The 18747-nt window shown below is 67.1% G+C and carries 13 protein-coding genes and 3 pseudogenes; 9 read left to right on the top strand and 7 right to left on the bottom strand.

Translation table 11 applies throughout. From position 1 onward, the window contains the following. Positions 1-158 precede the first annotated feature (158 nt). From QMK34_RS04410 to QMK34_RS04390, 5 genes and pseudogenes are all read right to left on the bottom strand, one after another. On the bottom strand, positions 159-932 hold the full coding sequence (locus QMK34_RS04410) for an IS66 family transposase (protein WP_326411743.1): 774 nt from the start codon (positions 930-932) through the stop codon (positions 159-161). Between the two features lie 45 nt (positions 933-977). Then, positions 978-1151, bottom strand: a pseudogene (locus tag QMK34_RS04405) (IS66 family transposase zinc-finger binding domain-containing protein); the annotation flags it as partial. A gap of 33 nt (positions 1152-1184) precedes the next feature. After that, on the bottom strand, positions 1185-1400 hold the full coding sequence (locus tag QMK34_RS04400; protein ID WP_442785096.1) for a DUF6444 domain-containing protein: 216 nt from the start codon (positions 1398-1400) through the stop codon (positions 1185-1187). Positions 1401-1482: 82 nt separating this feature from the next. Further along, a complete protein-coding gene (gene tnpC / locus QMK34_RS04395) occupies positions 1483-2946 on the bottom strand; it encodes an IS66 family transposase (protein ID WP_326411739.1) in 1464 nt (487 codons plus the stop codon). Between the two features lie 264 nt (positions 2947-3210). Beyond that, positions 3211-3522: a reverse transcriptase domain-containing protein gene (locus QMK34_RS04390; protein ID WP_326411727.1), complete on the bottom strand. Its 312-nt coding sequence runs from the start codon at positions 3520-3522 to the stop codon at positions 3211-3213. A 17-nt stretch (positions 3523-3539) separates the two neighbouring features. On the opposite strand from QMK34_RS04390, the gene QMK34_RS04385 reads away from it, so the two are divergent. The 4 genes and pseudogenes from QMK34_RS04385 (at position 3540) to QMK34_RS04370 (ending at position 5606) form a co-directional block, all read left to right on the top strand. Beyond that, positions 3540-4463 carry a beta-ketoacyl [acyl carrier protein] synthase domain-containing protein gene (locus QMK34_RS04385; protein WP_326411725.1) on the top strand — a complete coding sequence of 308 codons (924 nt, stop codon included), beginning with the start codon at positions 3540-3542 and terminating at the stop codon, positions 4461-4463. A 63-nt stretch (positions 4464-4526) separates the two neighbouring features. Further along, positions 4527-4640, top strand: a pseudogene (locus QMK34_RS47695) (hypothetical protein); the annotation flags it as partial. 274 nt (positions 4641-4914) lie between these two features. Then, positions 4915-5127 (top strand): annotated as a pseudogene (locus tag QMK34_RS04375) (MerR family transcriptional regulator); the annotation flags it as partial. A 134-nt stretch (positions 5128-5261) separates the two neighbouring features. Beyond that, the gene (locus QMK34_RS04370) at positions 5262-5606 is read left to right on the top strand and encodes a hypothetical protein (protein ID WP_326411721.1); all 345 of its coding nucleotides are present in this window, start codon (positions 5262-5264) and stop codon (positions 5604-5606) included. A 261-nt stretch (positions 5607-5867) separates the two neighbouring features. Here QMK34_RS04370 and QMK34_RS04365 read toward each other — a convergent pair whose 3' ends face one another. Together QMK34_RS04365 and QMK34_RS04360 are read right to left on the bottom strand one after the other, a co-directional pair. Then, positions 5868-6824: a hypothetical protein gene (locus tag QMK34_RS04365; RefSeq protein ID WP_326411719.1), complete on the bottom strand. Its 957-nt coding sequence runs from the start codon at positions 6822-6824 to the stop codon at positions 5868-5870. 414 nt (positions 6825-7238) lie between these two features. Further along, positions 7239-8570 (bottom strand): hypothetical protein, encoded by a 1332-nt coding sequence (locus QMK34_RS04360; RefSeq protein ID WP_326411717.1) that lies wholly within the window; start codon positions 8568-8570, stop codon positions 7239-7241. 229 nt (positions 8571-8799) lie between these two features. Here QMK34_RS04360 and QMK34_RS04355 point away from each other — a divergent pair, with 229 nt between their 5' ends. Genes QMK34_RS04355 through QMK34_RS04335 form a run of 5 tightly spaced genes read left to right on the top strand, consistent with a single transcriptional unit; the run spans position 8800 to position 18650 of the window. After that, positions 8800-9018: a DUF5988 family protein gene (locus tag QMK34_RS04355; RefSeq protein ID WP_326411715.1), complete on the top strand. Its 219-nt coding sequence runs from the start codon at positions 8800-8802 to the stop codon at positions 9016-9018. A 20-nt stretch (positions 9019-9038) separates the two neighbouring features. Next, entirely contained in the window at positions 9039-9863 is an 825-nt protein-coding gene (locus tag QMK34_RS04350; RefSeq protein ID WP_326411713.1) for an SDR family NAD(P)-dependent oxidoreductase, read from the top strand. A 59-nt stretch (positions 9864-9922) separates the two neighbouring features. Continuing rightward, the gene (locus QMK34_RS04345) at positions 9923-11302 is read left to right on the top strand and encodes an acyltransferase domain-containing protein (RefSeq protein WP_326411711.1); all 1380 of its coding nucleotides are present in this window, start codon (positions 9923-9925) and stop codon (positions 11300-11302) included. Further along, positions 11299-16815: an SDR family oxidoreductase gene (locus QMK34_RS04340; protein WP_326411709.1), complete on the top strand. Its 5517-nt coding sequence runs from the start codon at positions 11299-11301 to the stop codon at positions 16813-16815. Before QMK34_RS04345 ends, QMK34_RS04340 begins: the two co-directional genes overlap by 4 nt. Beyond that, positions 16812-18650, top strand: coding sequence for an acyl-CoA dehydrogenase (locus tag QMK34_RS04335; RefSeq protein WP_326411707.1), 1839 nt, complete (start codon positions 16812-16814; stop codon positions 18648-18650). The genes QMK34_RS04340 and QMK34_RS04335 overlap by 4 nt, the downstream gene beginning before the upstream one ends. Positions 18651-18747: the final 97 nt, after the last annotated feature.

The following is an 18747-nucleotide window of genomic DNA, read 5'->3' as shown; positions in this document are numbered from 1 at the left end:
GGCGATCACCAGATCCCGCTGTGCCAGCGTAGATTCCAACTCGGTCACACGCGCGAGCAACTGCTCGACCAGCGCTGCGAGCGAAGCAGGATCCGACACCACAAGATCATCTCAGACGGACCTCATCAGCCACCAACCGCCACCAACCAGCTGAATAGCTACCACCCGGACACTTTCTGGCGGAGTTTGACCATCCGGATTTCCCGCTCTGCGGCGTTGTTGTCGAACGGTACTCGGAAGTCGGTTGAGAACCGCAGGTAGTCGTCGTGGCGGTCGAGGATCCGGCGAGCCAAGGCGTGATGGGTGGCCATGATCTTCGTGGTGCGTGCCTGGTTCTGACCGACACCGATCAACACCGCCGAGCGCAGCAAATTGGTCTGCTTGGCCGCCAGTACCGCATCGATCTGTGTCAGATCCGCCTCGATCGCCGCGGCGACGAGTTTCTTGAGCGCCAGCAGCGCGTCGGTGACCTGCGTGGCCCAGCACCACGCCCCGTCAGCGGGCGCGAGGTCGGTGACGGCTTGCAACTCACGCAGCACGTGGCTGTTGCACAACGCGTGTGTCACCCGGCTGTAGGTGTCGTATGGCGCCCAGGCGTCGTGCACCGCGACACCGGTGAACCCGGACAGGACACCAGCGTGATCCATCCCCTTCGTACCGCGTCGGCGGTGCACGGTGATCAACGAGTACTTCCCGGTCTCATCGACATTCACCACCGGTGCCTCGGTGATCCTGCCGCGCACCAGCTCCAGGAAACCCTTCAGGTCACACGATGCGCGCCCGGTGGCCCTGGCGACGGTGCCTTCGGAGACCGGAGTGCCGAACAACTCGGACAGGGCTTGAGCTGTACGTTTCTTGGACAGAAACTGTCCCATGTAGAGATAGACGATGATCGCGGTGATCCGCGACCCGTACTGCACTGGAGCGTTCACGCCACCGGGAGCCACCCCGCGGCACACCTGCCCGCACCTGCAGCGTCGAGCTATCAGCTGGTGCTCGCTCACCCGGACCGTGATCGGCGGCAGGTCGAACACCTGGCGTCGCTCCACACCGACCTGCGGGGCATCCGCCAAACCCGCGCCGCACCCACCGCAGGAACCCGGCTCGTGTCGGATCTCCTCGTACAGACCCTTCCGAGCAACCTGCGCCAACGTAGACCCCGGATGACCAGCCTGCCCACCAGGCTACCGTCCACTCTTACGCCGCAACGACTTCGGCGCCGGCTTCGCCAACCCATCCGAGGACGGGGGCTTCGCCGAGTTCCTCGAGTTCATCCCCAGCTGCCGCTTCAGATCAGCAACCTCAGCTCGAAGCTCACCGACCACGGTACACAACTCATCGTTCTCCGCCGCCAACCGCACAACCAGAGCCGCAAGCTCGTCATACGTCGGCGTCGACACTAAACCATTGTCCCCCAACGGAACCGTCAAGTCCCGCGACACGCCGAGTCAACGTGTCCATTCACGGGGTAGCGCCAGTTGATCACGTTGCCGTGACGCGGGGAGGTGTCCACGGGTTGCCGGTGAGGGCGTGTTCGATGGCGTCGATGGCGGTGATTCCGTGGTTGACGGCGCTGGTCAGGTAGGACCGGACGGTGCAGAACCTCGCGAGGGTGGTGAGGGTGTGCCAGTACCCGGACACTTTCTGGTGCAATTTAGGGCTTTTCAACGCTTGCTCGGCTGGATTGTTGGTCCAGGGAACCGAAAACACGGTGGTGAACAGCCACACCTGATCGGCCTTGTCCCGCAGGCGGGTGGCGAGGTTGTAGCCGGGGTGGTACCCCTTGTCCCAGTCCCGGAGCCGGTTGGTGCGCCGCCCCTGTCTGACGTGTTTGTCGTAGCGATCACGCAACCCGGCCAACACCTCAGGATCAATCCGGTCTTTTCCCGCAGCGACCGCGGCGTCCACCGCAGCATGGGCCTCACGCAGGACCTCACGGGTCTTCCCCGCCCACGCCTGGACGTCCGGGTCCAGGTCCAGCACACCCTGCAAGTGCCGAAACAGATGCGCCACACACTGCTGCACCCCGGCCAGTGTGCTGTCGAACTGGTGCCACGCCGAGTAGTCATCACGGACCAGGTAACCGGTGAACCCACCCGGGAGCCCGTCTGTGTTCAGCAACCCCAGATCGCACAGGGCTTTCTTGGAACGCGCGGGCAACGCCCGATACCAGGACAGGCGAGCCTGCGGGGTACGCAGGATCACCACATGCGGGGAACCCACCACTGGTACACCGTCCTCATCGGTGTTCTTGCGAACCACGTTCACCGGGGTCTCATCGGCGTGCAGGACCTCCTCGACCGCCAACGCCTCCCGCATCGCCCGGTCAAACCCGGCGGCGTCAAGCTTCTGAGCGAACCGTTCATGAGCTCGGGCGACGAACCCCGACGACACCGGGGACCCCAGCAACGCTGCCATCAGCATCGCAGTGCGTTCCACCGGCACGTTCCCCGCCGAAGACAGCAGGATCGCCGCCGCGTTCACCGTCAGCCCGTATGTCACCGCGCCAGGCTGCCCGAACGGCACCTGCGCGGTGGTCGTGGTCCCGCAGCAGGAGCATCGCCGCTTCGGCAGCACGTAGTGGACCTTCTCCAGCCGGACCGGCGGAATATCCCACACCTGCGCCCACGTCGTACCCGCATCCCGACCATCCGCGAGATCCCCACCACAGCCGGAACACTCCCGCGGAGACAGCGCCGTCTCGGCCCGATCCGGTGTCACAGCCGGCGTCAAACCCGACCCCGCACGGCCTGGTTGCCCACCAGGCTTCCGATCCTTCGAACGCAACCGCTGCGACTGCCGCGCGCGACGCTTCCCCTTCGCCGCAGGCGAATCCTGAGACGGCGGGACCGACGAATTCGTCGAATCGGTGCCCAGCCCGCGCTTCAATGCGGTGTTCTCCGTCCGCAGTGCGACGTTCTCCTGTCGCAGTGCGGCGTTGTCCACCCGAAGCTCAGCGTTTTCCTCTTCCAGGACCGCAACACGCGTTGTCAGCGACTCCACCTGAGCCGACAATCCCTTAACCAGAACCAATAACTCGTCAAACGACGAACGCCGCGACCCAGCCTGCTCCCCCCCCCCCCGATCATCCCACGACGGCGGTCCCACTCACACGAGACACGCCGCAAACCCACAGGTCAACCTGCCCCCTGAATGGACACGAGTCAACCACCTGACCAGCTACTTACCGGGAAGGAAGGACGTGAACATTCAGCCTTGCCTGCTCCGTGCTTTTCTGGCCCGAAAGTCGTAACCCAGGAACGTGAACTCGGTAACCGGATGACGACCTCGTCGTTTCCCGTCTTTATAGTACACCACCTTGGTCTTCTTCGGGTGTAGTGTCAGTCCTACGCTTGCCAGCCGGTCTCCAATCCGTTCTTTCAGCATGACGGCCTGTTCCCTGCTGATGCAGTGCACCACGATGTCGTCGACATAACGCTCAAACTCCACCGTGGGATTCTCCCGCGCCATCCACGCATCAAATGCGTAATGCAAGAACAGATTGGCCGATGCCGGCGACAATGCGAACCCCTTGCGGGGTGCCCCGCGTCGTTGTCTCCGTGTTGTCGCCCAACGGCCGGTGCGCCGCGTTCGACGCCGCCACCGACGGTTTCGTCCGCAGCGAGGGCTGCGCGGTCGTCGCGCTGCAGCGGCTCGACGACGCGATGTGCGACGGCAACCGGGTCCTCGCGGTCATCCGTGGCTCAGCGGCCAACTCCGACGGCCGCTCCGACAACGTCGTCGTCCCCTCCGCGACCGCGCAGGAAGCCTTGCAGCGCAGCGCTTTGCGTGCCGCCACCGTCGACCCGTCCGCGGTCGAGCTGGTCGAGGCGCACGGCCCGCCTACCGGCGACCCAGTGGAGTTCCGCGCGCTGTCCGCCGTGTACGACGCGGGCGACAAGCCGTGCGCGCTGGGCTCGGTGAAGACCAACATCGGGCACACCGAGTCGGTGTCCGGTCTTGCCGGACTCATCAAGGCCGTGATGTCGTCGCGGCACAAGAAGATCCCGGGCAAACTCCATTTCACCGACTGGAACCCGGACATCTCCCCCGACGGGACGCGGTTGTACGTCCCCACCGAGCTGCGTGAGTGGAACTCGACCGGCTCGCCACGGCTGGCTTCGGTCTCCTCCTACGGGTTCAGCGGCACCAACGTCCACGTCATCCTCGAAGACGCGCCGGACACCGTGGTCCCTGCCGTGCTCCCCGCGCCGACGGAGAAAGCGCTTCCCGTCCTGCTCTCCGGAAGCGCCCCTCATGCCTTGGCGGAGACCGCCGATCGCGTGGCGAGGTGGCTGTCCCGCGAGGGTGCGTCCGGCGCCGCTGGCCGACATCGGCCACACGCTCGCCCGAGGCCGGGAGCATCGCGCGGAGCGGCTCGTCGCCCTGGCGTCATCGCACGGCGAGCACCGCTGCTCGGCGTGCACATCAGCCCGGTCGACGCCGACGACGAGCACATCTGACAGGCCACGATCAGCGGCCGCGACCTGCGCTACCTCGAGGACCACCAGGTCCACGACCAGCCGGTGCTGCCGGGCGCGACCTACTGCGAGATGGGGCTGACCGCGGCGAAGACCGTGTTCGGAGCCGACCTCGACGCGATCGAGGTGACCGACCTGACCATCCACGAGATGCTGTACCTCGACGAGCACACCTTGGTGTCCTCGCGCACCCGCCCCGAGGGAGACGTGGTCCGGTTCGAGTCACTGACCCGCCGCGACGGCGAGGACCCGACGCTCCTGGCCACCGGGACCCTGCGGAGGCGCACGGCGACCGAGCCGGACCGGCTCGACGTGGCTGGTGCTCGCCGCACACCCCGGGTCGCTGGCCCGACAGGAGGCCTACGCCAAGTTCCACCGGAGCCGGTGTCCGCCACGGTGACGCGCTTGCCGCCCTGGTCGCGCTGCACCTGTCGGGTTCCTGACACCGCGACGCTCCGCCGGCGGGCACCGCCGTTACTCCCGCCGACAACTGCGCCTCGCCGCACGGGTGCGGGAACTGGTGGATCACGGCACCGGCCTCGACGCCGGCTGCCGCATCGTCCCCCTCGAAGACCAGCTGTCCGACTCCGAGCGCCGCAACACCGAACTACGGTCGGCCGACCCCGACCCGCAGGCCACCGACTGACCACGTGCGGTGCGCAGGTCTGTCGCGGGCAGACGTGGCGGCAGGACGTGGCAGTTTCTCCGGCGGCTGCCCGCCCATCATTGATCATCAATCTGAACGGGTGGACGGGAATGCGGCACTCCGCAATATCGGCGATGATGATCATCGTGAACCGTCATGCCCCTCGTCTCTCAGTCGATGCCACTCTTTCTGAACTCCGAACCAGTGTCGCCGACCTCGAACTTGTCTTCGCCGAGCATCGCGCCAGACACGGTCACAGGCAGGCCGTCTTCGATCTCGCTGCCGATCTGATGGGCAAAACACAGGCATGGACCACCGTGCACCTGGCAATAGCCGTCGCAGCGCTCACCTCGGAGCCAGAAGGGTGTTTGTCGTTCCCGACAGCAAACACCTCACTCACCCAGTCTGCTCAAGATCGCGGCCGTCAACCTGCACCGTCACCTCCCCGAGAAGAGGCCGCTCGCGGTGGGGGAAACTGAGTCTCCTCGCGCTCTTGGGAGCGACCTACATGTAGTCAAACGGTCGCGCGAACCGAACACCCTCAGAGCGCGGACCGCGGGGCGGCTTGCGGGAATTGCGCACCCGCGAGCAGCCAAGGGCGGCTCGCGGGTGCGCAACGTCATCGCCGCATATCCGGCCCAGGCGTGGTGCCAAGCGCAACCGTGAGCCTAGCCATCGTTGACATTACTCGAGGTCAGCATGACCCATTCGGTCCCTAGCTGGTGGGCCTATCTGTGGAGTCACGGCACTTTCGCGGTTTCGGTGGTCACCCCACGGCGAACCAGAGACAGGGGCCCCATGCCCGACAGCGCGCGTATCAATTCGACCTCCAATTGGGGTTTTGCCGAGAGGTCGACCACAATGCCGATGGTCGAGGTCCAGGCCAGCCAGGTGGGCTCAAAATCTTCCAGGCCGGCAACCTGATGAACAGGTGCGGACTGCTGGGCAGCCAATCCGGTCAGGTACCGCACCCCCGGTGCCCCCTTCTTACCGAGTACGAGCACTAGGTCGGAGGCCTTGGCGACCCCCTGCACGGTTTCCAGTTGGTCGGACGTGGCGTAGCAAATCCCATCGGGATGCTGTCCGCGCAGCCTCGGATACTTCGTTCTCAATGCGGCGAGCAGCTTTGCTGCGTTCTCAGCTACCACTCCACCTCCGATCACGAAAGAGACCCGGTCCTCATCGAGATTCAGCGCGTCGACATCGTCGAGACGGCGAACGACGCGGACCGCGTCGGGGGCCTGCTGTACCAATGCCGGGAGCGCGCCGGGTCCGGCGACGACCACAACCACGTCACCGCGTGCGGCGAAGCGCCGCACGTCGACCTGGACAGCGCCGACGAGCGGACAGGTCGCGTCGACCACGTCGCCGCGAGCAAACGCTGCGGCCCGAACCGCCGGTTCGACACCCTGCGCCGGAATGAAAATCGGGTCACCCTGGCGCTGCTCACCGCGACCGAACCCTCCGCCACTGACACGCAGCGGGCGTCCGGCTGCGGTTTCGTGCTCGAACATCGCCTGCGCACGCCTCACGCCCGAGCAGGCAGCGGGCGTCGCAGCCTGGAAAACCCGACGCGTGCGCAGCATCGCCGCCCACTCTCCGATGACGTCCTCGACGGCACGAAGCGCATCAGGATCACCAGGCCCCGCGGCCGCGGCGAGGCCGACAGCGTGGCCGTCGGTGTCGAGATAGGACACTGTGATCGCCACCGCCGCCGCGTCTTCGTCCCCTGGACACGTCGGCAGAAATCTTTCGGTCACACGTAGTCCGCGTGCTCGCAGGCTTGCGGCGATGAACGGGGCCGCCGGGCTTTCGACAGGCCCTCGGGCTGGATGATCGAACCAGCCCACGGCGACCTCACCCCGCGCTACGGGGGAGGTGGCAAACCTGCGTCGCTCAACCGATCGGTTCACCGGGAACGTCCTAGGACGCGATGCGTCTTCTGGATGACATCGGCCAGCTCGAAAACACTCAGTAATAACATGATTACTAATAGTAGTTTCGTGAGTCTGCCTGCGCGCGGCAGGCAGAACAGCTGTACACGTCGGGATACCCCGACAGCCGAACGAGCAGGGCGGTTTTACGGCCGGTAGCGACAGACCCCCTGACGCTCATCCATTCAGTGTTGCCGCCTGGTGCAGCAATGACCCAATGAGGGGAATCTTCTGATAGGGGCGTAACCGCGCCTTCATCGTGCGCAGGGCGGTACACGCGCGGCCACTTCGAACAGCCGGATACACGTCCACGAACCGGCCCCAGGTGACCGCCGCCTCCTCGACGTGACCGCAATCGAGCTGAAGCTCAGCCCGCCGCGCAAGCATGATCACCTCGGCACGCTGCTCGCCCGCCGGGCGCCGGCGGATCGACTCCGCCAGCGCGGCGATGGCACCCACCTTGTCACCGAGGCGCGCGCGAACCACCGCGCGTTGATGCGCCAGGGACGCATGATGGTAAGCCCCGGTCGTCGCTGCGGGGTCCGACGAGCCATCGAGGTGGCGCTCAGCGGCGATCAAGTGCGCGGTCGCCGCGCCGGAGTCTTCAGTGGCGGCCGCCGACACGGCGAGCTGGCCGGCCAGGAAGGCCTTGGTCGACGGCGACACTTTCGTGGCCGCTGTCTCGACCGCGGCCTCGGCCAGGTCTGCGGCCTGTCGATAGTGCCCCAGGATATATGCCTGGGAGCTCATGGACCGTAGGGCCACGGCATAACCTCGTACGTCTTCAGCTTCGCCCGAGAGTCTGAGCGACAGACGGTAGTAGCGCTGTGCCGCCCCGTGCAGTTCATCGTCGAAGCACATGAAGCCGCACAAATAGGCGAGCTCTGCAGCGACAGACAGGAATTGCTGTCGCACCGTGGCCGTCGAGGCGGCGGCCAACCACGGCGCCACGGTCCCCGCGAGGTAGTCGGCGAGGGGGCGGCGCATAATGCCGGCCCCGAGGACGCCCTCGGCGTCGGAGAAGAGCCGCAATGCGGCAGCAGCGGCTTCGACTTCGGTTCGGCCGATCCGGCCGACGTCCCGCGCACCCGAGAAATCCCTCACGGGCAGCGACTCCGCGATTCCGGCCGCCGCCAGCGCGCCCAGGTTATAGACACAGTGTCGAAGGACGTCCCGCCGAGTTGCACTCGTCGCGTCCGCCAGATGCACAAGCTCCATCCTCACATCGAACTCTCCTTCTCCGGCAGCCACGACTCTCGAAAGGCCGGTGTCCGCGACGGCGACTGGACGTCGCAACGCCCGCGACAACGCCTCCGCGACCAGTTCCGGACCGGGCGACCTGGGCCGCGCGCCTGCCAGCCATTGTCCGACGGAGGCGCGGCCATAGCTCAGCCTCAGACCGGTCTCCGCCGCGACCATGTTGACCGCCTTGGCCAGCTCGCCTCCCGACCAGCCCACCTCGGTGATCAGGGAACGCAGTCGATCGTTGACGCATCGTGGAGCGCTCATTGTCCCCGCCCTTGTACCCCGGATCCAGTCCTGGGGAGAATCCGGCTGTCAACTTCGCCGGGAAGTTAGACGCTTTCAACTCGGTCTCCCCGTTGCCCACGCAGACAATAGGGAGCCTACTTGTACTGGCGAGCGATTCGGCAGAAGCAGTCGGGCGAACGGGAATTTCACGAATGCGCACTGATGATGCATCTGCACGTGAAGACACGCGTCCTTTCTGGAGGCAGTCATGAATGACGAGAAAGAGCCCAATGCCGTCCTTCTGGGCGGACCTGCCAGCCTCGCGCGGAATCAGCGGACGCTCTGGGCAGATGCGGCCACCGAGGAGATCAAGGTGTGCTGCGGGAACCGCTACGAACACTTCGTCGCAACACCGGAGACTGCCGACGTCGACAGTCACACTCTGCACGTCTTCAGGTGGACCGACTACACCCAAGTAGCTGAATAGGCTCCCATAAAGAGGAATGAGTGCTCACCGTGAATGATTTGTTCAGCCTGGCCGGGAGGACTGCTCTCGTGACCGGCGCGTCCCGGGGCATAGGAAAAGCGATAGCATTGGCCTACGCCGAGGCGGGAGCCGATGTCGGCATACTCGCCCGCGGCACCAGCGAGCTGGAAAAGCTCGCTGGCGAGATCGAAGAATTAGGGCGCCGGGCGGTAGTGCTGACCTGCGATCTCAGCGATCCGAGACAACTGCGGACCGCCGTCTCGACGGCACTGACCGAACTTGGACAAATCGACGTCCTAGTCAACAACGCTGGTGGGTTCGACTGCGCGGGCCCGTTCATCGAACTCGACGCCGGCGACTGGGCCGAGGTGATGCGCCTGAACTTCGACACCGTGGTGCAGCTGTGCCGGGAGCTGGGCCGGCATTTCCTCCAGCGCGGCAGCGGTTCAGTCGTGAACGTCTCGTCGATAGCCGGGGTTGGCGGCGTACCGATGCTCTCGCCGTATGCCGCGTCCAAGGCTGCGATCATCTCGCTCAGCCGCACCCTGGCCGCCGAGTGGGCGTCGCGGGGTGTCCGGGTCAACGCGCTGACTCCGGGCTGGATCAGCACGGAGCTGACCAAGACCTTCGCCGAGAACCCCGAAGCGTCGGCCGGCCTGCTGAGCGCAGTGCCCGCCGGGCGGTGGGGCACACCTGAGGACGTGGTCGGCGCCGCGATCTTCCTGGCCACCGACGCCTCCCGGCTGGTAACCGGGTCCTGCCTGACCGTCGACGGTGGCGCCACGGCCTACGTCGGCGGCCCGATGATGCTCGAACTGCTCAGTCTCGGCCGCATCGAATCGTGAGCCACTTCCCGCGCCGCCCCGCACTCGGGCAGCCTGTTCCGCACAGAAAAGGACTGTTCATGCGTGACCGCACCGCCTTCCTGTTCCCCGGCCTCGGGGCCTACTCCAGCGGGGTGCTGCGCCAGGCGCACTCCGAGTTCCCGCAGGTCGGCGAGACCTTCGCCGAAATAGACGACGAGGCCGCCAGGCATGGCGTCCCCTCGGTGTCCGACGTGCTCTTCGGGCCGCACGAAGCGCAGATCAAGGACCTGCTGGCCCGCCAAGCCGAGCTACTCCAGCTGGCGATCTTCGGAACGTCCATCGCCACCTACCGGGTGCTGATTGCCGAAGGCGCCAAACCGCACCTGCTGGTCGGGCACAGCTTCGGTGAGATGGCGGCGCTGGTCTGCGCCGGCGCGTTCGACCTCACCGACGGTGTGCGGCTCGTGTGCGCGAGGACCGAAGTCCTGCGTCCCTGGGAGGGCCGGGGCGCGATGGCGGCCATCGGCGCCAACGAGACCGTCGTCGAGCACTTGATCGGGCTGGTCGAAGAACCTGACTTGGTGATCGGCTGCACCAACGCGCCCAGGCAGACAGTGCTCTCCGGCCCCATCGACGCGATAGCCCGAGCCGGCGAGGCCGCCGAAGCGCTGGGCTTCTTCTTCGCCAAGCTCCACCTTCCCTACGCCTCACACCATCCGTCGATGCGGCCTGCCGTCAGCGACTTCCTCGAGTTGATGGCCACTGTCCGGCAACGACCGTTGCGGCAAGCTGTGCTGTCACCGATCCACGGCCGTCGCTACGACGACGGAGACGACCTGCGCCAGGCCATCGCCGACTGCCTGGTGCTCCCTGTCCGGTTCACCGACGCCGTCCGCACGCTGCACGCCCAGGACTATCACAGGTTCGTCGAGATCGGTGCGCTCAACGCCCTGACCCGCTGTGTGAGGGCCACCGTTCCCGGAGTGCAGACCTTCGCGCCCCTGCTGGCCCCCGAGAACGAGTCCGCGCAGCTACGGGCAGCGGCGGGAAACGGCCCGGCCACCGCCGAAGCCGCCTCAACCGGGGCGACGGCACAGATGGACTCACCGGAGGCCGCGGTGGTAGCCCCCATCGCGCCGCAGCCGACCTCCATCCCCTCCGCGCGAAGGGAAGCCGTCGCCGTCCCCGCCGTCCCCGCGAGGGCGGAGGTCAACGAGGCGTCACGGCCGGATGTCCTGCTCCGTCTGCAGCAGCTGTACGCGACGGCACTGGAATACCCGGTCGAGCTGCTCACCGAGGGCACGGCGCTCGAGGCAGAGCTCGGCGTCGACTCGTTGAAGCAGACCTCGCTGCTAGCCAAGGTGATCGAGGAGTTCGGATTGCACGACGACCCCGGCGAGCTGCGGGTGTGGGAGTTCGCGTCGCTCGGGCACATCGCCGACCACGTGGTGTCCAGCCGCGACGGGGCGCTTCGGTGAACACCGAACCTGGCCGTGAGTTCGCCGGACGCGTAGTGCTGGTCACCGGGGGCGCGCGAGGGCTGGGGGCGCAGATCAGCCGGGCGTTCGTCGCCCGCGGGGCGCATGTGGTCGTCAACTACTTCCACGCGAGCACCGACGCGCCTCGCTTGCTCGCCTCCCTCAACGAGGTCGGCTCAGCCGAACTGCTCCGCGGCTCCGTCGCGAACCGCCCGCAGGTCGACGCTCTGTTCGAGACGATCCGGCAACGGCACGGCGGGCTGGACGTCCTGGTGAACAACGCCGCGGCCGGGGCTCTGCTTCCCCTCGACGAGCTGGACGAGTCCCACTGGCAACGTGCCTTCGACACCAACCTGCGGGGCAGCCTGTGGTGCTCCCGCGCCGCCGCGAAGCTGATGGCGGGACGTCAGGACGCGGCCATCGTCAACCTGTCCTCCGTCGGCAGCTCGCTGGTGATCAGCGACTACGCCACCGTCGGCACGTCGAAGGCCGCCGTCGAAGCGCTCACCCGCTACCTCGCCGTGGAGTTCGCGCCGGCCGGTATCCGGGTCAACACCGCGTCGGGCGGGCTGCTCGACGGCAAGGTCGCCACGAAGTTCCCCCGAGCTGACGAGCTGGCCGAGCGGGTGCGTGAGGCAACACCGCTGGGACACCGGCTCGGCTCGGAGGCGGAACTGGCCGAGCTGGTGGTCTTTCTCGCCTCGGGCTCAGCGTCGTGGATCACCGGACAGACCATCGTCGCCGACGGCGGGCTGTCCCTTGGCTCGTTGATGCTGTCACCTCCCGCGGCGCCACATCAGGTAGCCAGAGTCACCAAGGTCAACGAGGTGACCGCAGTACCGGGCACCACCGAACAGGACGACGACGGGGCCGTCGCCGTGATCGGCATGGGTGTGGTGGCCCCGGGCGCCAACAATCCCGACGAGCTCTGGAGCATGCTCTCGGGGCCGGGTCACGTCTTCGGCGAACCGGTGCTGTTCGACATCGAGTCGTTCCACGCCGTCGACCCGGCGGAGGAGGACCGCGCCTACGCTCGCGAATCCGGCTTCATCACGGCGTTCGAACCACACCCCCGCCTGCTGGCGGAGCTTCGAGAAGGCGAAGTCCCCAGCCGCGAATCGACCACGATGTGGCTGCGGCACAGCCTCTACACCGCGCTGGAAACGGTGACCACCCGAAAGACCGACCGGTTCTTCGCCGCCCTCGGCTACACCGCGGATGGCAGTCAGGAGCTGGAGGAACGGCTCGTCCTGTCCGGCTACCTCGCCAGGCTGGGCACCGCGGGTGAGCAGATCGCACACGACCTGCGTGCGCGCTACGACCGGCTTGGTGGCGCGGCTCACGAGTACTTCCCGCACCGCGTCGGCCGCAACGCCATCAGAGGCCTTTTGCCGGACGACACTGAGCTTCTCATGGTCGACACCGCATGCTCATCCGCGCTGTACAGCGTCGACCTGGGGCTCAAAACGCTGCTCGACGGCGACGCGGACGTGGCCGTGTGCGGCGGCGCGTTCGCCTACAGCGCACGCAACCTCGTGTTGTTCTCCAAGCTTCAAGGACTTTCTCGCTCCGGGGAGGTACGGTCTTTCGACCGCGACGCCAATGGCGTGCTGTTCTCCGACGGGGCCGGTGTGGTCGTGTTGAAACGGCTCCGCCGGGCCCGCGAAGACGGCGACCACGTGCTGGGCGTCATCGAGGCGGTCGGGCTTTCCTGTGACGGCCGGGGAAAAGCGATCTACGCGCCGAACGCCGCTGGGCAGGCGCTGGCCCTGCGACGGGCCTACCTCAAGAGCGGCACCGATCCCGAATCCGTGGACTGGGTGATCGCGCACGCCACCGGAACCCAAGCCGGGGACAGCACGGAACTGGCCAGCCTGCGGGAGGTGGCAGCTGCTGGGCCGCCGGCGTTGCTCTCGTCCAACAAGCCGATCGTCGGGCACACGGGGTGGACCGCGGGACTGATCTCGCTGATCCAAGCACTGCAAGGCCTGCGGCACGGCTACGTCCCCGCGCAGCGCTACCTGCGCAATCCCATTGCCGCCCTGGCTGACAGCAGGTTCACCACCCCCCTGGCCCCGACGCCACTGCGGGCCGGGCGACCGCGGCGAGTGGCGGTGTCCTCGTTCGGCTTCGGCGGAACCAACGCCCACCTCCTGCTCACCGACGCGCCGACCGGACCGGCCGGAGAACGCCGGCGGCCCACGTCAACCGAGGACATCGTGGTGGTCGGCTGGGCGGCCGACCTCCCCGGCGATCCCGGCCAGGCGACGGTCGAACGCTGGCTCCGGCAGCAGGCACCGGCGCCTGCGGTGACTTTCGGCGACCACTACCCCCTGCCGCAGTTCGGCGAGGTCAGACTGCCCCCGGCGACCCTGCGCAACATGGACCGCGGCCAGATCATGCTGCTGCGCGCGGCCGCACGTCTCGACGAGCGAGTGCGCGCGGCCTGCGACACCCTCAACGACACCACGGGCATCGTCGTAGGGCACATGGGTCCGACCCGGCGTGCTGTCCACTACGCCCTGCGCTGCTATCTCGGCGATCTGCAGCGCTTCCTCGGCGATCAGCTCGCCCCCGAGATACGGAAACTCTGTGAGAGCGTCCGAGCGCTGGTGCCCCCGAGCACCGAAGACGCCTTCCCCGGCATCATGCCCAACATCATCCCCGCCAGGCTGGCCGCCCAAGCGAATTACCACGGCCTCAACGTCACGGTGGACACCGGACCGGACTCCGGACTCGACGCCCTGCGCACCGCCGAACGGTACCTGCGCCACCACGACCTCGACATGGCGCTCGTAGCCGGGGTGAACGGCAACAGCACTCCTGAACTGGCAGACGTGCTGGCCGGAAACGGGGACACCCGCTCCCTCGCCGAAGGCGCGTTCCTGACCGTGCTGACCCGCGAATCCACCGCTGCCGAACACGGACTGCCGGTTCTGGCGCGAATCCGCACCGAGTGGGTGGACAACGATCTCTCAGCCGCCCCTGCCGGCACCAGTCCGCTGACCGGATCGGACCGGACGTATCTGGGCGCGGATCCGATCCTCGCGCTGCTCGGCCACCTGGCGAACGCCAGCGACGGCCGGATCGGCAGTATCAGGGCCCGCGGCCCGCACATCCACATCACTGCCGGCAAAGCCGCGGCACCGGCGGTCGACCGGATGACCTACGCGCTCAGTGCGGCGGTGCCGAGGACCGTTCGCGAGGAGATTCCCGCGATCCCCGAAGGCGCGCTGGTTCTCGTCTCCGATCCCGCGCTGCTCGAGCGTGTGAAGATGCCGGCTTCGACGACCGCGCTCGCCCCACGCCGCCTCCCCGCCGGATCGGCACTACCAGAACCAGCTGTGCTGGAGGAGTGGTTCGCCGACGTGCCCGCCGAGGTCAGGCACGTTCGTGTGTTCGCAGACCTCGGTGCCTCCATCACGGCGCCGGAGGACCTCACGGTTGCCGACCGGCTTCGTGTCCTGCACGACCTGGCCTATCTCGCCGCGCGCCGGTGGACCGGAACAGCGGGGTCGTCCTTCGCGGTGCTCGCGCTCGACGCACTTCGCGATGGCGCCCCGCATCCGGCGAGCGGGCTGTTCACCGGGCTGGCCAAAAGCCTCGCGAAGGAGAACCCTGACGCTCTGAGCTACGCGGTACTGACCACCGACAAAGACGTACCGACCGCACTCGGCACGCTGACCGCCGAATCGCGGCACCCGCTCGACCTGCACGTCGTCGTCCACGACGGCCCACGTCGCTCCGAGTACACCCTGACCCCAGCACCCCACGCACCGTCCACGGCAAACTTGCCGCTCGGGCCGGACAGCGTGGTCGTCGCGGCGGGTGGGAGCCGCGGGCTCACCGCCGAGCTGCTCGAAGCTCTCGCCCAAACCGCACGGCCGAACGTCTATGTGCTGGGCAGGCAGGCGCCGGGCGACAGCGCAGCCCCCATCGCAAAGGCCGAGTTCATCGCGGCGGGAAAACGAGCTCGTCCGGAGCGCACAGTCGCCGCACTCAGCGCCGAACACACGGCGAAGCGAGAAGCCGCGGCCGTCCGCGCGACAATCGACCGGCTGGCCCGCCACTGCGGACCCCACCGGGTCCACCACCTGGTCTGCGACCTCACCGACCCCGACGCCGTGACCTCAGCGATCGAGCGGATCCACGCCCGGCACGAGCGCGTCGATCTGCTGATCAACGCGGCCGGCCTGCACCACGGCGGCACGGTCCGCGCTACCTCGCTGCAGGTCGCCCGACAGGTCCGCGACACCAAGCTGCTGTCCTACCTCAACCTGCGTGCCGCCTTCGCCAGCAGGCCGCCCCGGCTGTGGCACAACTTCGGCTCCCTGCTGGCCGTGCTGGGCTGGCCGGGCGAAGCGGCGTACTGCTCGGCCAACGACTTCCTCAACGCCGCCGGAGCGTGGCGGCACAGTCCGGGCGGGGAAGCCGAAACCACCCTCGCCTGGGCCCTGTGGGACGAAGCCGGGTTCGCGTCCGAACCGCTGACCCGCGATCTGCTGCGCAGCATCGGCGATCTGACCGGACTGTCCACCGAGGACGGCCGGAGAATCTATCTCGCCGAGCTCACCGCTTCACAAGGAAGTGTGGTCACCTACCTCGGGGCAGGCGAACGCCGCTTACTCGATCGGGCCAGGGTCCGGCCGTGGCTCGGGGTGTCCGCGGGTTGCCCGGCCTGGGTGCCCGACGACGTCCGTGACGGTTACCTGGCGCACCACTTGCTTAAGGGCACGCCCACGCTGCCCGCCGCGTTGATCATCGAACTGGCGGTCCAGGCCGCGGCGTCCGCGAGTCCAGGGAGAACGGCCGTCGCGGTGAGGAACGCGAACTTCTTCTTCCCCGTCACCGCACCGCCCGGCCACACGCGTGTCTACCGGTTCCGGCTCGGTGACGAGCCACTTCGGCCGGATGTTCCCGTCCAGGTGTTCAGCGACCTGTCTACCTCCGGCGGCGTGGTGTTCCGCCGGGACCTGTTCAACGCCGAGGTCACGATCACCCTCACCACCGACCGTCCTCATCCCCCCAGTGCGCCTGTGCCCAGCAGTGACGGCAGAACCACCGTCCCCGTCTACTACTCGCCCGACAGTTCAATCGTCCTTAGTGGACCTTTCGCGTCACTCGCCGAGGTAAGGATCACGCCCACGCTCGCGACGGCGAGGTTCAGCCCGCGGCTGGAAAACTGGGCGGCGATCTTCAGCACGTTGACCACCCCCGCGCTGCTCGTGGACGCACTGCTCCAGCTGTCCCTGCTCGCCACGTCCGCCGTATCCCCGAGCGACGGCGAGCCGGCAGTGCCCGTCGGAATAGAACACCTTGAGCTGTTCACCGAACTCGACGACGTGCGTCTGCTGGACCGGCACGAGGATCGGATAGTCCTGTCCGCCGACCCGGCTTCCGGCGTGGCGATCGCCCAGGCGCCCGACGGGACAATGCTCGCGCGGGTCCGCGGGATCACCAGCAACGCACGAGCGTCCACTACGAACCGAAACGCGCGATTGGAGCGACGATGACCGCCTTCCAAGCTCAGCTGCGCGCTCTGCTCCATGACGACGACTCAACCCTGCGCCAGACCACGGCCGCCGTGTTCACCGACGAGATCTTCCGGCCGGTCGAAGGGCTCACTCACCAAGGCGGTTGCCGCCTGACCTACAACCGCATGCGGTTCGTCAACGAACACGTCCCGCCGGCGACCACGCTGCTCAAGGACCCGCGCAGTCTCCTGGTGGTCCTCGAAACGGCCGCAGTGGCCAGCCCCCCGGTATTCCTGGCGCTGACCATCCACTACTGCTTGAGTGTCAACGCTATCGCCGAGTTCGGCGCCGGCCGTGACGATCTCACGCCCTACCAGGAAGACCTTGACACGATGTCGTCCATCGGCACGTTGGTGGTCACCGAACTCGGGCACGGCAACAGTCACTCCGCCATCCGCACCGAGGCGCACTACCAGGCGGACACTCGCGAGTTCATTCTGCACACACCGGATCCTGGCGCGCAGAAGTTCATGTCCAACAACGGGCTCTCCGAAATCGCCAAGATCGGTGTGGTCTACGCGCGGTTGCTGGTCGGCGAGACCGACCATGGAGTGTTCCCCTTCGTCGTCCGGCTGCGTGACAACACGGGACCACTGCCTGGAGTGCTCGTCCATGCGCTTCCGGAGACGCCGGTCCTTCCCCTTGACTACGCGATCATCGCCTTCGACCACCTCCGGCTGCCGAAGCACGCACTCCTGCGGGATTCGGCGACCTTGGACGATGACGGCACGCTGCGCGACCCGCTCGGCGGTCCCGCAAGCCGGTTGCAACGGTCGCTCACCGTCCGGGAAAACGCGTGGACCGCGTCCGCTGCGGCGCTGGCCGCGGTCAGCCGCGCCGCGATCACCATCGCCCTCCGCCACGCCTACCACCGCGTCAGCCGGGCCCGGTACTCCGCCGACCGTGTTGTCGTGGGGTTTCGCACCCAGCAACGCGCACTGTTCGGTGCCCTCGCCACCACCTACGCCACGACCTGCCTAGTCAACCGCGCCAAACGCGCGTGGATCGACGCGCAGACCGGAGCCGGCCCGGCATCGCCGGGTCCGTGGTCGCCGGGGGCGCTCGGCCGTACGCTGGGCCTGGCGAAGGCCACGGCCTGCCAAGCCGCGGAACGCGTCACCCGCGAGTCCGGACTGCGCAGCGGCGCGCACGGGATGTTCTCGGCCAACCGGCTGATCGACTACCACGGGCTGGCGCACGCCCTGAATCCGGCGGCGGGCGACAGTCACCTTATCCTACTCGAAGCCGGGCGCGCCCTCGTTTCTGGAGAGCACTATCAACCCCCGGAAAGCGCGCTGCCGACGCGAACATCGGCCCGCGTCCTCGGCGACCGGGCATTGTGGCTTGAACTCGCTGAAACACGAGAACGACGATTGTTCGAGCAACTCGCCGGAGAGCTGACGCTGGCACGTCGACGAGGTCAAGAACCCTTCGAAACTTGGAACAACCGACTCCCTCTTGCTCTCGAATTCGCCAACGCGCACAGTCATCGGCTGATCCTCGAAAGTTTCGGGGAGGCGGTGGACACCGTCACCGACCGTCGCGCCCGTAGCGGGCTCGAGCACCTGATCACCCTGTATGCCGTCGAAGACCTCGACGACCACCTGGGCTGGTACCTCACCGAGCGGCTAGTGACCGAAGCACACATCATCGCCCGCGACAATCTGGTCAACACCGTCTGCGAAAGACTGCTGCCCGACGCACTCGACCTCGTCGAAGCATTCGACCTGCCTGACGATCTCCTTCGTGCTCCCATCAATGAACCCGACTACACCAGACACTACGGCGGGGACCACTCGACATTGCACGCATGACTCCGCGCTCAGGTGCACGGCCTGCGCCACGGATAGGCTACGACCGTGGTCTGGCACTCACACTCCGCAAGCTACCACGAGCTCGTCAAGCACGTTC

Origin of the sequence: Amycolatopsis sp. H20-H5 (assembly GCF_035828755.1) — a bacterium.
Taxonomy (GTDB): Bacteria; Actinomycetota; Actinomycetes; order Mycobacteriales; family Pseudonocardiaceae; genus Amycolatopsis.
This window is presented reverse-complemented; position numbering and strand designations above follow the sequence as displayed.

Coding starts and splice junctions, on each gene's coding strand:
- QMK34_RS04370 (WP_326411721.1), top strand. CDS start 5,262: ATGATGATCATCGTGAACCGTCATGCCCCTCGTCTCTCAGTCGATGCC.
- QMK34_RS04360 (WP_326411717.1), bottom strand. CDS start 8,570: ATGAGCGCTCCACGATGCGTCAACGATCGACTGCGTTCCCTGATCACC.
- QMK34_RS04355 (WP_326411715.1), top strand. CDS start 8,800: ATGAATGACGAGAAAGAGCCCAATGCCGTCCTTCTGGGCGGACCTGCC.
- QMK34_RS04345 (WP_326411711.1), top strand. CDS start 9,923: ATGCGTGACCGCACCGCCTTCCTGTTCCCCGGCCTCGGGGCCTACTCC.
- QMK34_RS04335 (WP_326411707.1), top strand. CDS start 16,812: ATGACCGCCTTCCAAGCTCAGCTGCGCGCTCTGCTCCATGACGACGAC.